Source organism: Leifsonia sp. C5G2 (genome assembly GCF_013359685.1).
Lineage (GTDB): Bacteria > Actinomycetota > Actinomycetes > Actinomycetales > Microbacteriaceae > Leifsonia.
Genome location: NZ_JABFMV010000004.1, coordinates 282155 through 305991, shown reverse-complemented (window position 1 = coordinate 305991; position 23837 = coordinate 282155). Strand labels below are relative to the sequence as shown.

The 23837-nt window shown below is 69.3% G+C and carries 20 protein-coding genes and 1 tRNA gene; 18 read left to right on the top strand and 3 right to left on the bottom strand.

Translation table 11 applies throughout. The features are described 5' to 3' along the window. Window positions 1-145: 145 nt before the first annotated feature. The 8 genes from HNO83_RS08045 to HNO83_RS08010 all read left to right on the top strand — a co-directional run bounded on the left by HNO83_RS08045 (window position 146) and on the right by HNO83_RS08010 (window position 6481). Window positions 146-1297 (top strand): extracellular solute-binding protein, encoded by a 1152-nt coding sequence (locus HNO83_RS08045; protein ID WP_175336998.1) that lies wholly within the window; start codon window positions 146-148, stop codon window positions 1295-1297. After that, window positions 1297-2244: an ABC transporter permease gene (locus HNO83_RS08040; protein WP_175336997.1), complete on the top strand. Its 948-nt coding sequence runs from the start codon at window positions 1297-1299 to the stop codon at window positions 2242-2244. The genes HNO83_RS08045 and HNO83_RS08040 overlap by 1 nt, the downstream gene beginning before the upstream one ends. Continuing rightward, on the top strand, window positions 2244-3065 hold the full coding sequence (locus HNO83_RS08035; RefSeq protein WP_175336996.1) for an ABC transporter permease: 822 nt from the start codon (window positions 2244-2246) through the stop codon (window positions 3063-3065). Before HNO83_RS08040 ends, HNO83_RS08035 begins: the two co-directional genes overlap by 1 nt. Further along, on the top strand, window positions 3062-4135 hold the full coding sequence (locus HNO83_RS08030) for an ABC transporter ATP-binding protein (RefSeq protein WP_175336995.1): 1074 nt from the start codon (window positions 3062-3064) through the stop codon (window positions 4133-4135). Before HNO83_RS08035 ends, HNO83_RS08030 begins: the two co-directional genes overlap by 4 nt. Then, window positions 4132-4848, top strand: a complete 717-nt coding sequence (locus tag HNO83_RS08025) for a glycerophosphodiester phosphodiesterase (protein WP_175336994.1) — start codon at window positions 4132-4134, stop codon at window positions 4846-4848. Before HNO83_RS08030 ends, HNO83_RS08025 begins: the two co-directional genes overlap by 4 nt. Next, entirely contained in the window at window positions 4845-5636 is a 792-nt protein-coding gene (locus HNO83_RS08020; RefSeq protein WP_175336993.1) for an inositol monophosphatase family protein, read from the top strand. Before HNO83_RS08025 ends, HNO83_RS08020 begins: the two co-directional genes overlap by 4 nt. A 59-nt stretch (window positions 5637-5695) precedes the next feature. Continuing rightward, on the top strand, window positions 5696-6322 hold the full coding sequence (locus HNO83_RS08015; protein ID WP_175336992.1) for a DUF2510 domain-containing protein: 627 nt from the start codon (window positions 5696-5698) through the stop codon (window positions 6320-6322). 70 nt (window positions 6323-6392) lie between these two features. Then, window positions 6393-6481 (top strand) — tRNA-Ser (locus HNO83_RS08010). 321 nt (window positions 6482-6802) lie between these two features. Here HNO83_RS08010 and HNO83_RS08005 read toward each other — a convergent pair. After that, entirely contained in the window at window positions 6803-8524 is a 1722-nt protein-coding gene (locus HNO83_RS08005) for an RNA/DNA-binding domain-containing protein (RefSeq protein ID WP_175336991.1), read from the bottom strand. A 623-nt stretch (window positions 8525-9147) separates the two neighbouring features. Between HNO83_RS08005 and HNO83_RS08000 the strand changes: the two genes are divergently transcribed. The 9 genes from HNO83_RS08000 (at window position 9148) to HNO83_RS07960 (ending at window position 20993) form a co-directional block, all read left to right on the top strand. Further along, a complete protein-coding gene (locus HNO83_RS08000) occupies window positions 9148-9927 on the top strand; it encodes a hypothetical protein (RefSeq protein WP_175336990.1) in 780 nt (259 codons plus the stop codon). Window positions 9928-10509: 582 nt separating this feature from the next. Continuing rightward, complete coding sequence (locus HNO83_RS07995) at window positions 10510-11466, top strand: GlxA family transcriptional regulator (protein WP_175336989.1); 957 nt, start codon at window positions 10510-10512, stop codon at window positions 11464-11466. A gap of 126 nt (window positions 11467-11592) precedes the next feature. After that, the gene (locus tag HNO83_RS07990; RefSeq protein WP_175336988.1) at window positions 11593-12156 is read left to right on the top strand and encodes an NAD(P)H-dependent oxidoreductase; all 564 of its coding nucleotides are present in this window, start codon (window positions 11593-11595) and stop codon (window positions 12154-12156) included. Next, a complete protein-coding gene (locus HNO83_RS07985; protein ID WP_175336987.1) occupies window positions 12153-13172 on the top strand; it encodes an SLAC1 family transporter in 1020 nt (339 codons plus the stop codon). The genes HNO83_RS07990 and HNO83_RS07985 overlap by 4 nt, the downstream gene beginning before the upstream one ends. 76 nt (window positions 13173-13248) lie before the next feature. Then, window positions 13249-13542, top strand: a complete 294-nt coding sequence (locus tag HNO83_RS07980; protein ID WP_175336986.1) for a putative quinol monooxygenase — start codon at window positions 13249-13251, stop codon at window positions 13540-13542. A 99-nt stretch (window positions 13543-13641) separates the two neighbouring features. Beyond that, window positions 13642-16509, top strand: coding sequence for an HAD-IC family P-type ATPase (locus HNO83_RS07975; protein ID WP_175336985.1), 2868 nt, complete (start codon window positions 13642-13644; stop codon window positions 16507-16509). After that, window positions 16509-17864, top strand: a complete 1356-nt coding sequence (locus HNO83_RS07970; RefSeq protein WP_175336984.1) for an alpha/beta hydrolase — start codon at window positions 16509-16511, stop codon at window positions 17862-17864. Before HNO83_RS07975 ends, HNO83_RS07970 begins: the two co-directional genes overlap by 1 nt. Window positions 17865-18078: 214 nt before the next feature. Next, complete coding sequence (locus HNO83_RS20740; protein WP_175336983.1) at window positions 18079-20229, top strand: fibronectin type III domain-containing protein; 2151 nt, start codon at window positions 18079-18081, stop codon at window positions 20227-20229. Continuing rightward, the gene (locus tag HNO83_RS07960; protein WP_175336982.1) at window positions 20226-20993 is read left to right on the top strand and encodes a L,D-transpeptidase; all 768 of its coding nucleotides are present in this window, start codon (window positions 20226-20228) and stop codon (window positions 20991-20993) included. The genes HNO83_RS20740 and HNO83_RS07960 overlap by 4 nt, the downstream gene beginning before the upstream one ends. 3 nt (window positions 20994-20996) lie before the next feature. Here the strand turns inward: HNO83_RS07960 and HNO83_RS07955 are convergent, their stop codons facing one another. Beyond that, window positions 20997-22514 carry an MFS transporter gene (locus HNO83_RS07955; RefSeq protein WP_175336981.1) on the bottom strand — a complete coding sequence of 506 codons (1518 nt, stop codon included), beginning with the start codon at window positions 22512-22514 and terminating at the stop codon, window positions 20997-20999. A gap of 139 nt (window positions 22515-22653) precedes the next feature. On the opposite strand from HNO83_RS07955, the gene HNO83_RS07950 reads away from it, so the two are divergent. Next, window positions 22654-23376: a TetR/AcrR family transcriptional regulator gene (locus HNO83_RS07950; protein WP_175336980.1), complete on the top strand. Its 723-nt coding sequence runs from the start codon at window positions 22654-22656 to the stop codon at window positions 23374-23376. 4 nt (window positions 23377-23380) lie between these two features. Here HNO83_RS07950 and HNO83_RS07945 read toward each other — a convergent pair whose 3' ends face one another. Continuing rightward, the gene (locus tag HNO83_RS07945) at window positions 23381-23833 is read right to left on the bottom strand and encodes a hypothetical protein (protein ID WP_175336979.1); all 453 of its coding nucleotides are present in this window, start codon (window positions 23831-23833) and stop codon (window positions 23381-23383) included. Between the last annotated feature and the right edge of the window lie 4 nt (window positions 23834-23837).

Here is a 23837-nt window from a genome sequence, read left to right as displayed (position 1 = left end):
GCCGAATGAACAGTATCCAGCGCTCATTTGAAAGCTCTCTCGCTGGTATCGCCAGAAACGTGCGGCGCGGTTAGCGTGAAACCGCTCGCCCCGAACGGCCGGGCAACCCACCCCCCATCACCCCTCCCACCACAGGAGCGCTCACGTGAAATCCACCCGCCTGTTCGCCTCGCTCGCGGTCGTCACCGCCGCCGGGCTCGCTCTCGCCGGCTGCGCGCAGAGCAGTTCCGCCGCCTCCGCAAGCGACGGCGCCGACAAGAAGCTCACCGTCTTCCTCAGCGCGGACACCAACATCCAGGACCTCTGGCAGAAGACGCTGATCCCCGCCTTCGAGAAGGACAACCCCGGCTACACCGTCTCGGTCGACTTCGACCTCCACGGCCTGCACGACCAGCAGACCGTCGCCAAGCTGACCGCGGCCACCCTGCAGAAGAAGGACCCGGGCTACGACCTCGTCGACGCCGGCTTCGTCTCGCAGGTCGCGGCCTCCGGACTCCTGACCAAGGTCTCGCCGAGCACCGTCCCCGGCCTGAAGGACGTCCCGGCCGACCTCGTCACCGCCGGCGGCAAGGGCGGCATCCCCTACCGCGGTTCGAGCGTCGTGCTCGCGTACGACACCAAGACCGTGCCGACCCCGCCGAAGACCCTCGCCGACCTGCTCGCGTGGATCAAGGCGAACCCCGGCAAGTTCACCTACAACTCCCCGGACACCGGCGGCAGCGGCCAGTCGTTCGTCACCACCGTGCTCGACCAGAACGTCTCCGCCTCCGACCGCTCGAAGCTCGTCACCGGCACCGACCCGAGCGTCGAGACCTCCTGGGACAAGGGCTTCGCGACCCTCGCCGGCCTGAACCCGTACGTGTACCAGAAGGGCGTCTACCCGAACGGGAACAACCAGGTGCTCGACCTGCTCTCCAGCGGCCAGATCTCGATGGCCCCGGTGTGGAGCGACCAGTTCGTCACCGGCCACAAGAACGGCCAGATCCCTTCGAACATCGCGTACACCCAGATCTCGGACCCGTCGCTGACCGGCGGTGCGAGCTACCTCGGCATCCCGTCCGCCTCCCCGCGCCAGGCCGGCGCCGAGAAGCTCGCCTCCTGGCTGCTCAGCCCGGCGGCGCAGACGCTCGTCTCCGACAGCATCTCCGGCTACCCGGTGATCTCGCTGGACAAGCTGCCCGCCTCGGTGCAGACCCTGTTCAAGGATGCCGACATCGCGCACCTGCGGCCGGCGTACTTCGCCACCGTGGCGTCCGACATGAACAAGGCCTGGGCCCAGAAGGTCCCCGGCAAGTAATGGCCGTCGCCACCGCCACCACGGCGGCCGTCCCCGCGGACCGCAGCGCACGACGCGCGCGGCGGTCCGCGGCGGCGGGCTTCCTGCTCGCCCTGCCGCCCGTGGTCGTCATCGCGCTCTTCGTCGGGGTCCCGGTCGTGCTGGCGCTCGCCTTCAGTGTCGGGTTCACCGGCGGCCTGAACTCCGTGATCGCCGCGGTCGGCCAGAACGTGCATCGCGCCGACGGCGTCGTTCCGACCTTCGCCGCCTACGGCGACGTCTTCGCCACGGAGGCGTTCTGGCAGGATCTCGCGCTCACCCTCGGCGTCACCGTGGCGAGCACCGCGATCGTGCTGGTGCTCGCCGGCGGCATCGGCCTGTACCTGCGGCTGCGCGGCGGATGGCTCGCCCGCGTCCTCTCGGCCGTGGCGATCGTCCCCCTCTTCATCCCCGTGGTGATCGCGTCGTGGGCGATCCTGACCTTCTACGCGGCGGACGGCTTCCTGCGCAGCCTGCTCGCCCAGGTCGGCGTTGAGGGCCCGGTGTGGTCGTACTCCGCCGTCGCGATCGTGATCGGCTCGGCGTGGACCTCGCTCCCGTTCGCGGTGCTGATGATCGCCTCCGGCCTCCAGTCAGTGCCCGACGCCCTGATCGAGGCGGCCCGGGATGCCGGGGCCGGCACGGTCCGGATCGTGCGCACCATCCTGCTCCCGATGTGCGCCGTTCCGATCGTCATCGCCGTCACCTTCACCGCGATCGGCGTGATCGGCTCGTACACCGTCCCGTACTTCACCGGACCCAACGCTCCGACCATGCTCGGGGTCGCGCTGGCGAGCTACTTCACCTCGTACAACCAGCCGCAGCAGTCCCTCGTGATGGCCTTCGTCGTCTTCCTCGCGGCCGCCGTCATCGGTGCGTTCTACGTCTGGGCCAACTTCCGCAGCGCCCGGCAGGAGGGACGGATCTGATGCCGCACGCTCTCTCGGCAGCCCTTCGCGGCGCGCTCGCGGCCGTCTTCGCCGTCGTGCTGCTCGTGTTCGTGCTCGGGCCGCTGCTCTGGCTCGGGATGCACGCCTTCGCCGACCGCTGGACCTACCCGAACCTGCTCCCGGACTCCTGGACGCTGCGCTGGTGGCAGACCGTCTTCAGCGACCAGGCTCTCGGGTCGTCCATCCAGAACTCGCTGCTCATCACCCCGCTCGTCGTGCTTGTGTCGGCCGTGGTCTGCCTGCCCGCCGCCTACGCGTTCGCGCGGTTCGAGTTCCCCGGCCGGCGGCTGTTCCTGATCGGGCTGTTCGCCACGAACGCCTTCCCGCGCATGGGCCTGTTCGCGACCCTCGCCTCGCTCTACTACGCGCTCGGGCTGATGAACACGGTCGCCGGCATCGTCATCGTGCAGTTGCTCGGCACGATCGTCTTCATGACCTGGATCCCGGCAGCCGCCTTCTCGGCCGTGCCGCGGTCGCTCGAGGAGGCCGCGCGCGACGCCGGGGCGTCCCGGGCGCGCGTGTTCTTCGGCGTGACACTCCGGATGGCGCTGCCCGGCATCCTCGTCGGCGCGGTCATGGCGTTCCTGGCGGCCTTCGACGAGGCGCAGGGCACGTATCTCGTCGGCGCCCCCGACATCCTGACGATGCCGACCGAGATGTACAGCCTCGTCCTCAACTTCCCCAAGCAGGTGGCGGCCGTGTTCTCCATCCTGCTCGCCATCCCCTCGGTGGTGCTGCTGCTCGCCGTGCGCAAGCACGTCATGGGCGGGCAGCTCGCCGAAGGCTTCCAGCTCAAATGAAGGAGACACCCGTGTCCTCTCCCGCTCCCGACGGCCTGCACCTGAACGGTCTCGGCAAGACCCTCGGCGGTCGCACCATCATCGACGACCTCTCCCTCACGGTCCGTCGCGGCGAGCTGGTCTCGCTGCTCGGCCCGTCCGGCTGCGGCAAGACGACCACGCTGCGGATGATCGCCGGCTTCCTCCAGCCCGACGCCGGAAGCATCGTCATGGCCGGCCGCGACGTCACCCGGCTCGGCCCGGACAAGCGCCCGAGCGCGATGGTGTTCCAGAATTACGCCCTCTGGCCGCACCTGACCGTGGCGAAGAACGTCGCGTACCCGCTGCGCCTGCGCCGCCTCCCGCGGGCCGAGATCGCGGAGCGGGTGGAGCGGATGCTGGGCCTGGTGAACCTGCTGCACCACCGCGACTCCCGGCCGCCGCGCATCTCCGGCGGCGAGCAGCAGCGCGTCGCCCTCGCGCGGGCGCTGGTGCAGGAGCCGGACGTGCTGCTCCTCGACGAGCCGCTCAGCAACCTCGACGCGAAGCTGCGGGTGCGGGTGCGCGAGGACATCCGCGACCTGCAGCAGCGCCTCGGCATCACCACCGTCATCGTCACGCACGACCAGGAGGAGGCGCTCTCGATCTCCGACCGCGTTGCCGTGATGAACGCGGGACGGATCGAGCAGTTCAGCTCGCCGGCCGAGCTCTACGCGCGGCCGGCGACGGAGTTCGTCGCCACCTTCATCGGCGCGCTCAACCGCTTCGACGGGACGTTCGACGGGACGCGCATCCATCCCGGCCCGGATGTGGTCGGGGTGCGACCGGAGAACGTCACCGTGAGCACGGCGCCGCGGCCGGGTGCGCTGCGGGCGATCGTCGAGCGCGTCGTGCCGCACGGCCACTTCGACGAGGTGCGCCTGCGGCGGGACGACGTGACGCTCGCCGCCTACGTCTCGGGGGCGGCGCCCCGGGCCGGCGAGGTGGTCTTCTCGTCCATCGACGCGGCGCTGGTCTACCGGGACGGTCGGTTGGTCGAGCAATCGGTCTCCGCGCCGGTCTCGGCTCCGGTTTCGGCGGTGCTCGCATGACGGCCTCCGGCTTCGCCCGCGCGTCCGCGCACCGCGGCGACTCGTCGGTGTTCCGCGAGAACACCCTCCCGGCCATCCGCTCGGCGATCGCGAAGGGCGCAGAGGTCGTGGAGATCGACGTGCGGCTCACCGCCGACGGAGAGGTCGTCGTGCTGCACGACCCGACGCTGGAGCGTCTGTGGCTCGATCCGCGTCCGATCGCGGAGGTGCCCGCCGCCGACCTCCTCCGCTTCGGCGGCCCCGACGACCGCCCGCCACTGCTCTCCGACGTGCTGCCGCTCTTCGGAGGCGTGGCGAGCCGCCTGGTGATCGACATGGACAGCCCGGAGTTCGCTGCGCCCGCCCACGCCGTCGTGGCCGAGGCCGGCATCGTCGTCGACTGGTGCGGAGACCTCGACGGGATGCGCGTGCTGCGCGACCTGGACGCCGACGCCCGGCTCTGGCTCCCGTGGCGGTCGATGCGTGTGCCGTCGGACGCCGAGCTGGCGGAGCTGTCGCCCGTCACCGTGAACGTCCCGTTCCCGATCGCCGACGACGCGTTCGTGCGCGGCGTGCACGAACGCGGCCTGCCGGTCACCGTGTGGACCGTGGACGAGCCGGAGGACCTCGCCCGCGCCCTCGCCCTCGGCGTCGACACCATCACCACCAACCAGCTGGACCGCCTGCGCGCGATGCGCGAGACGGTCGCGACACCCGCGGAGGTCGTCCGATGAGCCCCGACGAGCTTCACGACGCCCGCGACCTCGCCCTGGAGCTGGCCGCCTGGGCCATCGGCCGCACGCGCAGCTACCGCGTGACCTCGGTCTCCACCAAGGCGAACCCCGCCGACCTGGTCACCGAGCTGGACCGGTCGATCGAGCGGCACGTGCGGGAGCAGGTGGCGCAGTGGTTCCCCGGCCACGCTTTCGTCGGCGAGGAGTACGGTGGCCAGGCGGTTCCCGGCCGGCCGACCTGGTACCTCGACCCGGTCGACGGCACGACAAACCTGGCCAACGGCGTCCCCTGGACCGCGTTCTCGCTGGCGCTCGCCGTCGACGACCGGCCGCTGGTCGGCGTCGTGGCGGACCCGTGGCGCGACCTGCTGTTCGACGCCGTCACCGGGGAGGGCGCCCGCCGCGACGGCACCCCGCTCACCATCCCGGCCACGGACTCGCTCGTCGGCGGCGTCGTGAGCAGCGAGCTCGCCGGCCACGAGGCCTGGAGCGGGATGGGCGCGCTCGCGCAGGCGCTGACCGAGCGGTTCTGCACCCTGCGCGTCATGGGCTCCGGCACGCTCACCCTGCTGGGCCCGGCGGCCGGACGCGGCGCCGGTGCCGTCATCCACCGCTTCAGCCCGGTCGACCACCTGGCCGCCTGCCTCATCGCCGCCGAGGCCGGAGCCGCGGTGCTCGGCCAGGATGGACGCCCCGCCGTCTTCCCGGCGACCGGCGGCATCCTGGTCGCCGCGCCCGGGGTCAGCGCCGAACTGTACGACCTGTGGCGCGGCGCGGTCGTCCACTGATCGCGGGACCCGTCGGGTAGGGTCGTGGCGCACCCCTCGGCAGGGTGAACGGAGGACGCATGACGTACGAGGCAACCCCGGCCCCCGGCTGGTACCCCGACCCGCACGGCTCCGGCGCGCTGCGCTGGTGGGACGGCACCCGGTGGAGCGACCAGCTGGCGGCTGCGCCGTCCCCGTACACCGCGCCGCAGCGCCGCCGCCCGCTCGACCCCGCAACGCCGATCTTCACGGTGTGGATCTGGCTGGTCGTCGCCATCCCCGGGCTGTCCGCCTGCCTGCTGTTCCTGCTCCAGCCGCAGGTGCTGTTCCGCGAGATCCCGGGGACGTCCCGGGTCACGATCTCCGACCCGTTCGCCCTCATCGGCGGCCCGATGTACTTCGTGGTGATCGGCCTGAACTGGCTGCTCACCGCCGCGTTCGTCGTATTCTCCTGGCTGGACTACCGCGAGCTCCTCCGCCGCGGCGTCGAGCGACCCTTCCACTGGGCGTGGTCGTTCCTCGGCATCGTCTACCCGATCGGCCGCAGCGTGGTCGTGCGCGGCGTCGCCGCCGGCCGCGGCCTCGCCCCGATCTGGGTGGCCATCGGCGTGTACGCGCTCACCCTCATCGTCAGCATGATCTGGGTCATCCGATTGGCGGCGGAGATCATCGGCACCGCCACCATGAACATCCCCGCCGGAGCCTGAGAGCCCGGTGTCCGGAGGCCCCCGCATCGTCCGTTATGATGGCTCTCGTGCGTCCGCTCGCGGTCGCGCTGGAGACGTCGCATAGTCAGGCCTAGTGCACCACCCTGCTAAGGTGGAGTCCCCGTAAGGGGACCGAGGGTTCAAATCCCTCCGTCTCCGCCGAAAAGTCCTGATCAGAGGCGCTTTCTGAATCGCGTGTAAGGCATTTCCCCCACAAAAACCCCACGCGACGGCTGCATCCTTTGTTGCCATTGGCATCGGAGACGGCTCCTCGCGAAATGCGGCGGCGAATCGCTAGCGCAGTACCGGTTCCGCTGAGGTGAGCAGCGGTAGGTCCTTGCTGCGAGGGAGGCTCTCAATCGTCGAGGCCCAGGCACGCGAAGGCACCCGCCACGGTGGCGAGCTGGACGCGGTCGTCGGGAGCCGCACCTAACTCGCGGGCGGCGGGGTAGCCGTGAGCGACGCCTCCGACAAGCCGCCCTACTGTCCCGGTCCAACCCACTGGTACGCAGTGCCGGGTCCGCGCCCCGACCCGATCACGACCGCGTCTCCACGGGCGACGACAGCGTTCAACGCCCTCAACGCGCGCGCATCCCTCCAGTTGAACTCAGCGACCACGTCTCGTGTGCGTAGCGGACGGCCCGCGGTGCGGAGCAACTCCGCCACTTGATCTGCGGCGTCTTCGGGGCGCATTCTCGTGATCGGTGCCACGGTCGGGTGGGCCGGCGCGGACACGGCCGGTTCGCGATCGTCTGCCATCTCGTAAATCCTGCCCTTATTGATCCCGACAGCACGAGCGAGTCCGCGGCTGACCAGGTTGGTCAGAAGCTTCCGAGCGTCACGTGAGTCGAGAGTCATTTCTTCGCGCAGCGTCGCATTGGTGTACTTCATCCCTCCGCGCATCTTCGCAAGCACTACGCGTTGCTTGTCGCTGAGCCCGTGTGCTCCCGGGAGCGTCGCCAGCCATTCGATGTCATTGGCGTGCATCAGCGCATGGTTTGGCACTCGAGCGGTGAAACGGATCGTCTCGTTGTAGAACTTCGGTGGCTCCATCCCCGCCTCCGCCAGTGCGGTCAGAATCGTCGGGATACCACTAGCGAGAAGCTCAACCACACGCTCATCGTTCAGAGTGCGGACATTCTGCAGGATCGACGCGAGCCGCTCGTTTCGCGGAGAGGACACTTTCGCAAGCCCCAACGATGCAATGTCCAGATCCCAGAGACCGCCAGGATTCGTGACGATCAGCTTGTCGCGCTCAAGCCTCAGAACGATCGACTGCCCCAACGTGTGCGGTGCCAGGTCGCGATGAATCAAAGCGTTCGAGAGAAGTTCGCGCACCGCAACTGTGGGGTACTCCGGCACATCCCGGCCGTGACCGTCTTCACCGAACGCCACTCGGGTTCTGGTGTTCCGGATTACCCATTCCAGCGCTTCGTCCAGCATGGCGGGGATCGGGCCGCTGATTTCCCGGACGTCGGTCGCGCGGGTGCCGGCGTTCGATGACGGGTCGGCGGCAACACTCGCCTTAATGACGAGCCGCGGGAAGAACTGCTGAGGATAGACACCCATGGCGAGGATGCCGGCGACCGTTGGAGTGCCACTACGAGCCAAGACGCTCGTGCGCTCCAGAAGATCACCATCGTCGGTGAACCGGGCCAGCTGCGGGTTGCGGCGACACAGTTGGAGGTAGCGACGGACATACGAATCGTCGAGGTCCTCGCGCGTTGCCTCCGGTACCGGTTCGCTGTCGAATCGCGGCCGCCCACGATTGGTGATGAAGGTTTGCTCCTCCACCACAGACATCGGGTAGTCGCCGTCGTAGACACGGACGTACGCTTTCCCGTCCGACGTCCGGGACGGTCTGAGATTCGCATCGAGTTTCCGCACCTCTACAAGGACGATCTTCTTTTTTTCGAATTCGACGTCGGAGACTTCAACGTGTGGCGGTGGTGACATTGTCCTTGTTGCGTTGGCCACCGACTGTTGCATGGCGGCTGCGTCCGCGATTCCCGTTGTTTTGAAACCGGTGTTCTCATCGAGCCCGAGAATGATGAGTCCACCGTCGGTGTTCGCAAACGCGGAGATGGTGCTGGCAATGTTGGAAGGAAGCCCGCCGGCGGCACGTTTTGCTTCTACGCTTGAATGATCGGAACCGTCGCTGCGGAGGCGGCGAACGATTGCAGCTACGTCATCAAGGCGCATTCTCGGATTGTAGCGATCGCTGGACAATCACCAAGAACACGGTTTATCTCCCCAAATAGTGCAATAAAGACGTTGTTGGAGAATTCGAGGAGATACCGCCGCTATTTATGCATTTCTTGCGATGCGTAATGGCACGCAGGAAATGATGACGAATACCGTCGCGGACAACAATAGAAACAGCCCATTTGTCGCAGCGCCTGGTACCCGGATTTAGGTGCGACGTTGAGTCAGCCGTAACAATGCCGGTGCTACTAACAGTCGCACGCCGTTTCGAACGGCGATCCCTCTGGCGTCATCAATGACATCAGCATCAAACGCTGCAACCGTAGAAGCGGATTGCACGGCTTCTCGGCAAGCTAGTAATCCTGGGGGCGATCGAAGTCAGATGTCATCGTGCACCGCCGTTCAGAGTCTGAAGGACGGCGGGGTCTCTCGAACTGGCAGCGTAGGTCGTAGGCAGGGACCGAGCCAGCCAAGCATGGGCAGCACTCGTCGACGCCGACTAGATCGAGCACAGCTTCTCCAGCGGGTCGGTTGAGTTATGGACCGCAACGCGACCACCATCTGGTCGGATGGCCTGCTTTGGTGATAGGACCGCGGACATGACTCTCGTTATTGGGTGCTTGACCTATGACTTCGTGGTCATGTCATCAGATCGTCGTATTACCCGGCGGGATGGTCAGGGCCGGAAGGTTTTGCACGCCGATTCGGACTTGAAGACCTTTCGTGTGGGGCGCGATTACCTCGTCGGCTATTGCGGCGTCGCACGATTCAAGGACCAGCCAATGGAACACTGGGTAGTCGAGTTGCTTGAAAAGGTGACAGAGCGATCGATGGTGAAGGCCCTCTGCGTGGCGGTCGAGAGCACCGTCTGGGATCAAGGGCTCTATCGTGAGCCGATCGCATTCATGGGGGTCGGGTTTCGCGATGATGCCTTCGGGCAGAAGCGAATACCGCATCGGTGGATTTGGTCGAACGCTTTGGATGAGCGAGGCGACTTCTCTCCTCGGCATCTGAGTGTGGATTTTCGTCTATCCCAATCAACGGTGCAACCAACTGGGCTGGAGATTGCGACGATAGGTGTCGACACAACCGATGCGGAGGTCGAGGCGGCGATGGCGGAAATCGGCCGTAACCTGCCGATGACACCCGAGGTCGTCGCATCCGCCATTAGCTCGCTCTCCGATACGGTTGCTGCACGCGATGCAGGTGTCGGACCCTCCTCTCTGGTTACCACTCTCACCAGATCCGGACAGGTCGACAGCTCGGGCGGATACGATGCGTCGGGCATGGCGCATCTGCCCAGTTACGTTGGCAACGACTTCGTGATGCGAGATGTCACAGTGTGGCCCGGCGCCACAGGATTCATCGGCCCGTATCGCGATCAACTTTCTCCCAGATAGCAGTGGTTTCTGCGACTCCGATCTTTGCGTGATGAACGGCGTCGGCATTCTTTCTGTCATTAGAAACAGCGGGCCCCGGCGAATTGCGGTTGCAGAGTTGGCGTCTAGGTGACCTGCGTCTCGCCGTGCGATCGTTCGGCGCAACGATGGCAAGCACACGCGGCTTCGGCCACCGTATGGTCGCGAAGGTCCGGCTACGGTTCAGCGCGGTGCAGCGTGCCCGAATGCATCTGGCTTGCTGAGCCGGTCTTACGGCCCTGTGCGCCTCTCGAGAGTCCGTCGCGCTGAGCCCGACGAAAGCCCCACAACTGTAGTAATCGAGAGAGGCGCAATGTCATCGAGGGTGCTGAGAAATTCCGCGGTTTTCCGCGCGTTTTGAAGCCGATCAAGTGGCGTCGTCAGGGTTCCAACCCCTCCGTCTCCGCCGATCGAAGCTCCCGGAATCCCCGTGATTCCGAGGGCTCCTGGGTTTCCGAGCCATGCGTCCCCCTGGTGCGCCACAGACCGCCGGGTGGACAATGAGGACGTCCCGCAACGGGCTCCGACGGTGCGGCCCCGACCCCTCGACCGTCTGGAGGACACGTGTCCGAACGCAGACGGATGGGCATCCTGGTCTACGACGACGTCACCATGATCGACGTCGCGGGCCCGGCCGACGTGTTCTCGCACGCCAACACCTTCGGCGCCGACTACGAGACCGTCCTCCTCTCGGCGGACGGGCGGAACGTGAAGGCCTCGAACGGTCTGACCCTGACCGCTGAGCTGCCCGCGGCGGAGGCCGGCCGGCTCGACACGGTGATCGTCCCCGGTGCGTACGGGATGATCTCCAAACCGTTCGAGCCTGCGCTCACCGACGCGGTGATCGCGCTCACGTCCGGTGCCGGGCGCATCGCGTCGGTGTGCACCGGCTCGTTCCTGCTGGCACAGGTGGGTCTGCTCGACTATCGCAAGGCCACCACCCACTGGACCCGCGCGGAGCAGTTCGCCAAGGCCTTCCCGCTGGTTCGGGTGGATGCCGAGGCCCTGTTCGTGCGCGATGGCAACATCATCACCTCGGCCGGAGTGAGCTCCGGCATCGACCTGGCACTGGCGATCGTGGAGGACGACTTCGGGCCGCGCGTCGCCCGCCAGGTCGCACGGCAGATGGTGGTCTTCCTGCAACGACCGGGCAGCCAGTCCCAGTTCTCCGCGCCGTCACGGGAGCACCTGGCCGCCGACAACCCGTTGCGGAGGCTGATGGACACGATCGCCGCCGATCCCGCCGGTGACTACTCGCTCGCCCGCATGAGCTCGATCGCGAACGTGAGCGCTCGAACCCTCACCCGGCTGTTCCACGACGAGATCGGGACGACCCCGGCCCGCTATGTGGAGCTCATCCGGATCGAGGCGGCCCAGATGATGCTGCAGAACGGTGCGACGGTCGCCGAGACGGCCGCCCGGAGCGGCTTCGGCACCTCCGAGACGCTACGCCGCGTCTTCGTCGCGAGAGTCGGTTCGAGCCCGTCGGTCTACCTGGAGCAGGTGCGCTCCGGCGCATAGCAGCATGGCCGGATGTGTGGGCATGCAGGCCGGATTCTTCCTGGGCGGATGTGCGGGCCGCGACGAGAGTGAGGTCACCGCACACGAACAGCGGCACCGACCGCCGGAAACCGAAAGGAACCAACCGTGAGTACCGCCCTGATCGTCGGGCACCCCGACCTGACCGCCTCGCGCGTCAACGCCGCCCTGGCGGCGTCGGCCGCGGACATCCCCGCCGTGGATGTCCGCATCGTCGCCGACCTCTACCCGGGAGGTGTCATCGATGCTCTGGCGGAGCAGGCCGCGCTCTCCCGCGCAGACGACGTGGTCCTGCTCTACCCGACGTACTGGTACTCGGTGCCCGGGCCGCTGAAGAACTGGCTGGATGCCGTGATGACGCGCGGCTGGGCCTACGGCACGGGCGCGCCGGGCGCGTTGGCGGGGAAGACGCTGCGTGTCGTCACGACCACCGGCGGGACGGAGGCCGGGTACCGCCCGGGGGAGCTGCACAGCTACGAGTACGACGACATCCTCGCTCCGCTCCGGGCGACCGCGCACCGCCTCGGGATGCGCTGGCGTCCGCCGCTGGTCGTCCACGGCGTCCGCGACATCGACGACGACACTCTCGCCGAACTGAGTCGCCATTTCGGTGAGATCCTCGACGGAATCGCGGAGCCGCGCGCCCGGGTCGAAGCGGGGGTCCTCCGATGAGCCCGGCACAGCGCATCCCGCTCAACACCCTCGCGATCGCCTTCGGTCTTGCCGGGCTGGCCGCGATCTGGACGGCCGCCGGGCAGCTGCTGGGCGTGCCCGACCTGATCGGGCAGGCGCTCTGGGGCGTGGTGGGGGTCGCCTGGATCTGGCTGATCGTCGCCCATCTGCGGCGGGGGGCGCGCAGCGCCGAGTCGCTGGCCGATCAGCTGCGTCATCCGGCTCAGGGCCCGATCGCGGCGTTGGTGCCGGTGGTCGGGATGCTGCTCGGAGCGGACCTGTACCGCTTCGTCCCGCTCGCCGGCGAGATCCTCGTGATCGCCTCGATCGTGGTCGCGGCCCTCTTCGCCGGGTGGATCCTGGCCTTCTGGCACCGCGGGAGCCTCCCGCCGGAGGCCTTCCACGGCGGCTACCTGCTGCCCACGGTCGCGGCGGGACTCATCGCCGCGACCACGTCGTTCAGGATCGGCCTTCCCGGGCTTGCGATCGGGGCCTTCGCGGTCGGCGTGTTCTTCTGGATCGTCGTCTCCACCGTGCTGCTCGCGCGGCTGGCGTTCTTCGCGCCGTTGCCCGACGCCCTCACCCCGACGTGCGCCATCCTGCTCGCCCCGCCCGCCGTCGCGGGCACCGCCTGGTTCACCATCAACGGCGGCCACACGGATTTCGTCTCGATGGCGCTGCTGGGCCTTCTGGTGGTGATGGCGCTGCAGCAGGTCGCTCTCATCCCCCGCTACCGGCGCCTGACCTTCACCCTCGGATTCTGGTCGTTCACCTTCCCGGTCGAGGCCGCCGCCGGGTACGGGGTCGAGTGGGCGGCGCTCGCCGCCTTCCCGGGCTGGCAGGACGTCGCCTGGCTGCTGGTCGCCCTGGCCACGGCGGTCATCCTCGCCGTGGCGGTGCGCTCGGTGCTGCTGGTCACGAGGGTGCGCCGCGGCGCCCGCCGTGCAGAGATCGCCTTGCGTCACGCCGACGACGCCGTGGAGGCCGGGGCGCTCAGGGGGAGAGACACGCCATGACCGCGACACCTGGTCGCGACATCTCTGCGAGGCCGGCGCGGCTCCCGAGCATCCCCTGAGTGCTACCGTCACCCCCATGACTGTCACCTCCCTCCTCGACCTGCGCTTCGCGGCCGACCACCTCGACGACGGGCCGCCCGCGCTGCTCGAGATCCTCACGGTCACCCGCGCTTTCGACGGCTGCCTCGGTGTGGATGTCGTCACGGATGTCACCGACCCTGCCCACGTGATCGCGGTCGAGCACTGGGAGTCGCTCGAGCACGACGAGGCGTACCGCGCCTGGCGTGCCGGACCGGGCGCGTCGGGGCTCGGCGATTACCTGGCCGGACCGCCCACCCTGACACGGCTCACCGACGTCGCCTCGTTCTGAGCTCGAGCCGGCCGGCATTCGCCCGATTCCCCGCGACAGCTAGCTTGGCTAGTCAGTGACCCGCTACGTTGTCCGCAGGGACGGCGAGCGGGGGCGGTCATGGCGGGACGCGGACGACCGGCAGGTCTGCCGCTCGCTGACTCCATCCCCACCGACGCCGGGCCGGGACTCTCGGCTGCGGAGGTCGCGGAGCGCGTAGCCGACGGCCGGACGAACGCCTACCGGCAGGCCGCCAGCCGCAGCGCGGGCAGCATCCTGAGGGCGAACGCTCTGACGCTCTTCAACGGCATCATCGCGGCGTGCTTCCTCGTGCTCCTGCTGCTGGGGCGGTGGCAGGATGCGCTCTTCGGCTTGAGCGCGCTGGCGAACACGATCATCGGCTCGGTCCAGGAGTTCCGGGCGAAGGCGGCGCTGGACCGGCTGGCTGTCCTGCACGCTCCGAACGCGCGGGTGCTGCGCGACGGCAGCCAGAGCCAGATCGCGGTGGCCGACGTCGTGCTCGACGACATCCTCGCCCTCCGCGCGGGCGACCAGGTGCCGGCCGACGCGGTGGTCGTCACCGGCGGACACCTGCAGCTGGACGAATCGCTGCTGACGGGCGAGTCCGATCCGGTCGACAAGTCCCCGGGAGACGAGGTGCTCTCCGGTTCGGTGGTGGTCGGCGGAGAGGGGCTCGCCCGGGTGGAGCGCGTGGGGGCCGCATCCTTCGCCAACAAGCTCTCTGCGGAGGCGAAGCAGTTCTCCCTCGTCGCCAGCGAGCTGCGCTCCTCCATCGACCGGGTGCTGCGCTGGGTCACCTGGGTGGTCGGGCCGATCGCGCTGCTCGTCTTCAACGCGCAGGTGATCGCGCTGGGCGGCTGGGCGGACACCTTCTCGTCGGGGTCGTGGCGTCAGGCGGCGGTGAACACGATCGCGGCGGTGGTGGCGATGATCCCGCTCGGTCTCGTGCTGATGACCAGCATCGCGTTCGCGGTGGGGGCGGTGAAGCTGGCGCGGCAGCAGGTCCTCGTTCAGGAGCTCGCCGCGGTCGAGGGGCTCGCTCGGGTGGACCTGGTCTGCCTCGACAAGACCGGCACGCTCACCGAAGGGGACATCGAGTTCGACGCCGAGCATCCGCTCGGGGACGGCCCCGACGGCTGGCGGGAGGTGCTCGCCTGGTACGGGGCGGACCCGGATGCGAACGCCACGGCGCGCTGCCTGGCGGTGCCGTACACACGCGCCGTCCCCGGCGAGCCGACAGGCCGCATCCCCTTCTCGTCCGCACGCAAGTGGAGCGCGGTCTCGTTCGGCCAGGGGGCTCCGGGCAGCTGGGTGCTCGGCGGACCGGAGATGGTGTTCCCCGACAACCGGCTGGCGGATCGGACGGCGCAGCTCGCCGCATCCGGCCGCCGGACACTCGTGCTCGCCCACTCCTCCCGGCCGCTGCCCGCCGAGGAGCGTCTGCCGGCCGGCCTGGAGCCGGTCGCCGTCCTGACCTTCCGGGAGCGCATCCGCTCCGACGCGGCCGAGACGCTGCAGTACTTCGCGGATCAGGGCGTGGCCGTCCGGGTGATCTCCGGCGACAACCCGCAGACGGTGGCGGCCATCGCCCGCCAGGTCGGGCTCGACGCGCCGCACGGCTTCGACGCCCGCGAGCTGCCGGCCGACCCGGTCGAACTCGCCGAGATCGTGGAGGGGAACACCGTCTTCGGGCGGGTGACCCCGGATCAGAAGAAGGCGATCGTCGTGGCCCTGCAGTCCGGCGGGCACACGGTGGCGATGACCGGCGACGGCGTGAACGACGCGCTGGCGATCAAACAGGCCGACATCGGGATCGCGATGGAGTCGGGCGCGGCCGCGACGAAAGCCGTCGCCCGGATCGTGCTGCTCGACGGCCGCTTCTCGCACCTCCCGGGCGTGGTGGCCGAGGGGCGGCAGGTGATCGCGAACATCGAGCGCGTGTCGATGCTGTTCCTCACCAAGACGGCCTATGCGACGGCGCTCGCGCTGCTCTTCGGTGCTTTCGTGCTGCAGTTCCCCTTCCTGCCGCGTCAGCTGTCGGTGATCGACGGCCTGACCATCGGGTTGCCCAGCTTCTTCCTCGCCCTGATGCCCAACGCCCGACGGTACGTGCCGGGCTTCCTCGTGCGCTCGCTCTCGTTCGCGGTTCCCGCCGGCGCCGTGATCGCCCTCACGCTGCTCGCCTACTCCTGGTCGTCGGCCTCGGCCGGCGTCGGTCAGCCCGAGCTGCGGACCGGATCGACCCTGATCCTCACCATCGTGGGGCTCTGGGTGCTGACGGTGCTGTCGCGTCCCATCGACGGCTGGAAGGTGATCATCATCGGGTCGATGATGATCGGGCTCGTCCTCGTGTACGCAGTCCCGATCGCGCGGGACTTCCTGCAGCTGACCGAGGTCTCGGCCGTCACCGCGCTCCTGGTGCTGGTGTTCTCAGCCGCGTGCGTCGGACTCATCGAGGTCGTGCGGTTCGTGCACCGGCGATTCGTGGGCAGGCACACGGCCGCCCACGCTCCGGCGTCGGCCCGCAGCGCCGAGGTGGACGGCCGCGTCCGTCCGCCGGCGGAGCTCATCGGCGCCGTCGTGATCTGCTACATCGCGGGCGTGGCGGAGATCCTCGCGGGCATCCTCCTGCTCTTCGTCCGCTACGGCGACGGCCTCGACGGGGTGGAGCGGCTCGTCGTCACCGCCGTCGGAGCGGCCACGATCATGCTCGGTCTTCTCGTGATCTCGCTCGGGTCGGGACTGACGCGCGGCCGACGGGAGGCGCGGGTGCTGCTCACGGTGCTGTTCGCGGTGTCCGCAGCGCTGAGCGTCGTCGTCCTCCTCACCGACGGCGCCGTGACGGCCTTCCGGCTGCTGGACCTGGCGATCAGCGTCGCCGTCATCGTCGTCCTGTGGACGGGACGGGCCGCCCGCTTCTTCCGCCGCTCCGGCTCTTCGGAGCGAAGAGTCCCGTCTGCCGGCTGATGGCACGGACGACGCCACCGGCAGGCTCCCGCAAGGGACGGGCCGGCCTGCGCCGGTCGCTGCTGGTGGCGTTGCTCGCCGCCTGCGCGGTGATCGGCGCCCTCATCGCGCCGGCCGGTGTGCGTGCGTCCACGGCCGCTCAGCTTCAGCGGCTGGCGCGGCTGGACGCGGCGCAGGTCGAGGCGGTGGTGCGGGCGGATCCTGCCCAGCTGCTGGAGCTCGCCAACGCGAATCCGGAGGAGACGGCGCGGGAGTGGCCGCGACTGCCGAAGGGGGATCGCGCGCAGCTCGAGCGGCTTCTCCCCGGATTCGTCGGGAACTTCGACGGAGTCCCGTATGCGACGCGCGACAGGGCGAACAAGCGGCTGCTGCAGCAGCGCCTCTCCTCGGCGCAGGCCACGGTGGTGTCTCGGCCGTCGGACACCGGCAACGTGCTCGCTCTCGCCGCCTACAAGGCGATCCGCGCCGCGGTGACGGTGAAGAGCCGTCCGGCGAGACATCTGGTGGAGTTCGTTCCCGGTGTGCGTCCTACGGCGTCGATCGCCATCGGGAACCTCGACACGGCGTCGATGATCACCTGGCTCATCCCCGGCATGGGCACATACACGACCGACATGCAGCTGTGGAGTCTGGCGGCGCAGAACGTGTGGGCGTCGCAGCGGGACGCCGGGGCGCCGGCCGATCATGCCGTGATCGCCTGGATGGGATACGTCGTGCCGCCGGTGGGCATCGATGCCGCCCTCGGCGAGTACGCCGCCACGGGCGCTCCGCTGCTGACCGAGGCGATCCGGGGTGTGCGGGCCGTGCGGGCGGGCCGGCTTCCCGTCCTGAATGTGGTGGCGCACTCCTACGGGACGACGATGGCCGCAGACGCGCTGGCCGACAGCCCCCTGGGCATCGGCACGGTGGTCCTTCTCGGGTCGGCAGGCATCGAGGAGGCCATCCGCGATGCGGGCGCCCTCCACGCCGACGCGGTCTACGCCGGTGAGGCGACCGCCGACGAGGAAGCCGCCCTCGGACGGTTCAGCCGCGTCGACCCCCGGAACCCGTCCTTCGGCGCCCGCGTGCTCGCCGTGGACGGCGACCCGGCAGCCGGGCTAACAGCCGTCACCGGGCATGCCCCGATCCTGCATTCGAGCTACAACGACGACATCGCCTCGCCGGTGTGGACGGTCATCGCCTCGGTGAAGGCGCGCGAAGCCGCGTACCGTGCGCACCTCGCCGAGCACGGCTACCTCGACCGCGGCACCCAGTCGCTCCAGCAGGTCGGGATGGTCACCGCCGCGGCATCCGTCTCGGGCACGAGTCCGGCGAACCGGCCTCATCCGTTGCTGAGAGCGACGCCCCGATGGTGACCCCAGTTGTGGGGAGCGCCGTCCGCGGGTTTCCCCGGAATCCCGGGGCGGGCGGTCCGGCGCATGTTCGCATACCGAATGTCCGTTTAACGGGTTGCCGAGGGTCCTCTCACTCTCCGGTAGCTTCGGCGCAGAACAGGCGTAGAACGCGCTGTCGACCCGACCCGACGTCACCCGACCCGACGTCACCTCACCCCGATCCCTGAGGATGCTTGTGAAACCGACCCCTCGGCTGCTCCTGCGCGGCCTTTTCTCGATTCTCGGCGTGTTCGCGCTGCTGGCCGGCGGCATCGCCGGGTTCAGCGCTCCTGCCCAGGCGGTCACCAGCACGGTGCAGCTGACGCGCGACGTCACCCTGCCGACGCCGCCCGCGACGTCGTTCGCAGGCGCCACCTCGGGCGACGGCTGGGACGTCCAGTTCCTGGGCGACCGCATCTTCAACGTGTTCCACCACAACTCGTCCGCCTACCAGGTGGACTGCCACCTGCAGGCGACCGGTGAGCACTGCGACACCGCGGGCGATGGCACCTCGCCGTGGCCGAAGACCGTGACGGCGACCGACGGCTCCGGCTTCTCGACCCCCGGTCACTCGACCGGCATCGTCGACACCGCGGCGGGCAAGTTCTACGGTTGGACGACGCGCGTCTCCGACCAGGTCGGCGGTGTCGTCTGCGTCGACCTGACCACGGCCTCCGCCAACCCGTTCTGCGGATTCACCGCGCTCACCGGTGCGGGCGAGGCCCAGCTGCCGTTCAGCGGCAGCCTCAACGGCGGCGCGATCGTCGGCACGACGATGTACGCGCTCAACAGCTCGGGCACGACGGCGGGCGCCGGCAGCAAGCTGCTGTGCTTCGACACCTCCACGGTCGCCTCGTGCGGCCAGCCGATCGCGGTCGGCGGGATCGCGACGACCAGCCCCAGCATGTACGACTGGACCGTCGCCATCGCGGGCAAGGTGTTCGTGCAGTCGAGCGCGACCCTGAGCTGCTACGACCCGGCGACCGACGCCACCTGCGCCGGCTCCTGGCCGGTCGCCGTGCCGCAGTACACCGCGCGTCCCTTCGCCCATCTGACGGCGGACGGCGTGGAGGACGGAGTCTGCATCCCCCAGCCCGGCGTCGTGCCCTGCTTCGACCTGAGCGGTCAGGCCGTCACCACCCCGGCGGCGCTCGCGGCGGCCATCGGCGACGGCGGCAACTGGGAGTCGAGCATGACCATCGGCACCCGCGTGCTCGTGGCGGGCTCCGACAGCAACGTCTACTGCTACGACTTCGCCACCGCCGCGGGATGTGCGAACTTCCCGAAGGCGATGACGGGCTCGAACCTGCTCTACACGGTCAACCCCGACCCGGTGCGGTTCGGCTGCATCTGGACCAACGCCGACAGCGGCACCACCCAGATCCAGACCTTCGACGCCTTCTCCGGCGCGACCGGCTGCGGCAGCACGATCCGCCTCGCGGCGAGCGTCGTCATCCCGCAGGCGCAGTGCGGAGCATCCAGCTGGGTCAGCGCCGCCGTGGTCGACCCGGCCCCGGGCAGCTACACCTCGGCCAAGGTGGATGTGACCAACGCGAACGGCGTCGCCGTCGCCGGGGCGACCGGGCTCGCGCTCGACAGCACCGGATCGGTGAACCTGGCCGGGCACGACCTCGGGGATGCCCCCACCTTCGGCTTCAGCTTCGTCGACCCGACGTTCGCCTCGGGCGGCGTGACCATGCGCATGTCGTGGAACTCGCCGGACACGGCCGACTGCACGGCGCCGGATGCGCCGACCGCGGTGACCGCCACGCCCGTCCCTGGTGGGGCCACGGTCACCTGGAACCCGCCGGCGTACGACGGCGGCTCGCCCGTGACCGACTACGTCGTCACCGCCGCACCGGGAGGCGCCTCGTGCACGGTCGCGGCGCCGGCGACGAGCTGCACGGTGACCGGTCTCGCGCCGGGGACGGCCTACACGTTCTCCGTCGCCGCCAAGAACCGCTACGCGACCGGTCCGGTCTCCACGGCGTCCACGTCGGTCACGCCCCCGGCTCCGCAGGCACCGGGAAGCCCGACGAACGTCCAGGGCAAGCCCGGAGGCGGGACGGTCACCGTCAGCTGGCGGCCGCCGGCGACCGACGGCGGCTCGCCGATCACCTCCTACACGGTGACCGCGGTCCCCGGTGGCGCGACGTGCACAGCGATCGCCCCGGCGACCAGCTGCACCATCACCGGGCTGACTCCGGGTGCGCGGTACGCCTTCCTCGTGGTCGCGCGCAACGCGGTCGGGGCCGGGACGGAGTCCACCGCGTCCGCCGCCGTGGTCGTCGGTTCTGCGGCATCGCCGGCTCAGCCGGTCGAGGCCACGGCGACGTTCGCGGGATGACCCGATCGGCGACAGCACGGTGGCGGACGGCGACGTCGTCCGCCACCGTGCTCCTGACGCTCGGCCTGGCGCTCGCGCTCAGCGGCTGCGTGCCATCACCCGGCGCATCCACTGCGTCCGGGGCCGAAGGGACGGTCGCGTCGTCGGGGGCCGAAGGGACGCGGGGCCACGGGGCCATGCTCGCCGCGACGGCGAAGGCCGGCCTCACCGAGGTGCCGGTGGCGGAGAGCCCGGGCGGCGCGCAGGTCGCCTCGTTCGCCAGCCCGAACGCGGTGGGCGCTCCGTTGACCTTCTACGTCCTCGCGAAGAAAGGCGACTGGCTTCAGGTGGAGCTGCCGCAGCGCCCCAACGGTTCGACCGGGTGGGTCCGCGCGGCCGACGTCGTGACGACGGGGCTGCGCTACCGCGTGCAGGTGTCGACCGCGAAGAAGCGCCTCTGGGTCTACTCCGGCGATCGGGTCGTGGAGTCCCACCCGGTGGCGACGGGGACCGGCGGCACGCCGACGCCCCACGGCGACTTCTACATCACAGAGCTGCTGCGCCCGACGAACACGGGATACGGGCCGTACGCGTTCGGTCTGTCCGCGTTCTCCACGGTGCTCGACTCGTTCGCGGGCGGCCCCGGTCAGATCGGCATCCACGGCACCGCGGACTCCGCGAGCATCGGCCGGGCCGCCAGCCACGGCTGCATCCGGCTGGGCAACGACGCGATCACGCGCCTGGCCGGCCTGCTCCCGCTGGGGACGCCGGTCTCGATCGACTGAGCACTACGTGGAGGGTCCGCCGGCGCTGACGCTGTCCACCGACGTCGTCTCGTTCTGACTCTCCTCCGCGGGAGCGTGCTCGTCCACCGTTCGGGCGTTCGTCAGCGTCAGGGCGCCGACGCCTGAGATCAGTCCGACCGCGACGGCGATGATGAGGAAGGCGATCTGCTCCCCGTGGAAGAAGGACGTCGCCAGGGCGGAGCTCCACGTGCCGCTGGGAAGGACGGTGGTGACGAGTGCGGCGATGAGGGTTCCGACGACGGCCGTTCCGAGGCTCGTCCCGACCTCCTGGGCGGCGTCGTTGAGCGCGGCGCCCATGGAGGTCCGGTTCTCGGGCATCGCGCCGACGAGAGCGACCGCGCAGATGGTCATCACCGTCCGCAGCCCGATCGTCATGACCACCATCGCGGCCGCGATCGCCAGGTAGTTCCGTTCCACAGCCCACGCCATGAGCAAGAGCCCCGCCGCGAGGAGGAGTGCACCGGCAAGGCAGGCGAATCGATGACCGAGGCGGCGGACGAGCCACTCGGTGAGCGGGGTCGCGAGGATCATGGTGAGGATGATCGGGAGGTTGGCGAGCCCGGCCAGCAGCGGTGACCAGCCCCACGCGTACTGGAAGTGCAGGATCAGCGAGAACATCACGCCGGCCATAGCGACCGAGGTGCCGATCTGCGCTATGGCCGCGCCCCGAACCGTGCCGCGGCGGAAGAGGGTCAGGTCGAGCATGGGGGACCCGGCCGTACGTTCCCGCACGATGAAGAGCACGAGGGACAGCACCGCGGCGACGGCTACGCCGATCGTGATCGGCGACGTCCAGCCGTTCTGGATGCCGCTGGTCAGCGTGTAGCAGGCCAGGCCGATCGTCAGGACGCTGAGTGCCGCACCCGGCAGGTCCAGGCGATCGCGGGTCAGGCCCTCGGCGGTGTCGGCGGGCACGCCCAACCGGACCCCGACGCAGGCGATGAGGGCGATCGGGGCGTTCACCAGCAGCAGCCACTGCCAGGGCAGGTGGGCGAGCATCGTGCCGCCGAGGAGGGGGCCGAGCACGAACCCCGACATCCCCACGACCATCATCAGCGTGATGGCGCGCATCCGGAGCTTCTCGTCGTCGAACAGCCGGAAGACCAAGGAGTTGGTGATGGGAGCCATGGCGGCCGCCGCGATCCCCAGTGCGGCCCGCAGGGCGATCAGCTCGAAGGTGGTGCTCACGAGGAGCACGGCCAGGCTGATGGCGCCGAAGAGGCCGAGACCGATCTGCAGCACCCGGCGACGACCGAAGCGATCGGCGATGGAGCCGGCCGTCAGCAGCAGACCGCCGAAGGTCAGGGAGTACGCCCCGGTGACCCATTGGAGCGACGTCGTGTCTCCGCCGAGGTCGCGACCGATCGTCGGCAGCGCGATCGACAGCAGTGTGTTGTCGACCATCTCGACGAAGAAGGCGAGGCACAGCGCGGCGAGCGGAATCCACGCGGCCTTCATCGAGGTGTACGTGCGGGCTCTTCCGACGGCGATCGTGCTCATGGCGGCTCCAGACGCTAGGAGGTGGACAGGAACGGCGGCTCGAACAGCGTTCGTTGTTCGAACATCGTTCGATAGAATAGAACAACGTTCGATAGGCTGCAAGCAGATCCTCGCCGGGGTCGCGTGATGGGATGGAGCCATGGCAGAACTGGAGGCCGAGAGAACCGGTCCGACGCGCCGACCGCGCACCCGCACGCGCGCATCCCACTCGCTGGAGTCGGTGCTGGCGGGTGCCGTCGAGATCCTCGATGAGTCGGGGGCGCAGGGCTTGACCATCCGGGCCCTGGCCGCACGGCTCGGGGGAGGTGTCGCGAGCATCTACTGGTATGTGTCGGGCCGCGAAGAACTACTCGACCTCGCCGCCGACTCGGTGCTCGGGGGTATCTTCGACCAGATCGCTGACGTGGGCTCGGAGGATGCGATCGACGACCTCCGCGCGATCGCCATGGCGATGTTCGACACGATCGTCGACCGTCCGTGGCTCGGAGCGTACGTGTTGCGGGACACCGGGCTGCAGGTCCACTCGCTGCAGCTCTATGAGCGCATCGGCGAGGAGGTCATGCGCCTGGGGCTCACGCCGCGACAGGTGTTCCACGCGACCTCGGCCGTCGTCGGATTCGTCATCGGGACGGCTGCCGACCTGGGGCAGGAGCCGCCTGCAGCCGTCCTGTCGGGAGAGGTCACGCGCGAGGAGTACCTGGCGCGAATCACGGGCGAGTGGCGCGCGCTCGATGCGACCGCGTACCCCTTCATCCACCACATCGTCGGTGAATTCGAGCGGCACAACGACCGCGATCAGTTCGAAGCCGGGCTCGATCTCCTCCTCGCCGGACTCCGGCTGCAGGCGGATTCCGCTCGCTAGCCGGTCAGGCCGCGAGGTCGCGCGCTGCCGCCACGAGCGGAGACACCTCGTGCTCGCCCTGGCCGACGCACACGAAGAAGACGAACTCCGTGGTGCTCGGCACGGTGACCACGGCCGCCGCCCCGGCGAAGACACCGGCCGGGAGGTCTTCGAGCCGCGCCATCTCGAGGGTGCGGCGCTCAGCATCCCGGACGATGCCCTGGAAGGCGAAGAACGCGTCCAGGTGGGCGTCGTCCTCGGGATCGCCGAGCCAGCCGACCAGCGGCGTCGGCGTGCAGTGGCTGACCGGGAGGAACGAGAAGATCGCGTCGGCGACCTCCTCCAGCGGGCCGTCGCCGCGCGTGACGGCGCGGTCGTCGACGGGCAGCGAGGTGACGGCGATCCACTGGCCGGAGCGGACGGCGCCCAGGGTGGACAGCAGGGGTGCGGAGAGAGCGGGATTCAGCTTCGTGAGCATGGAA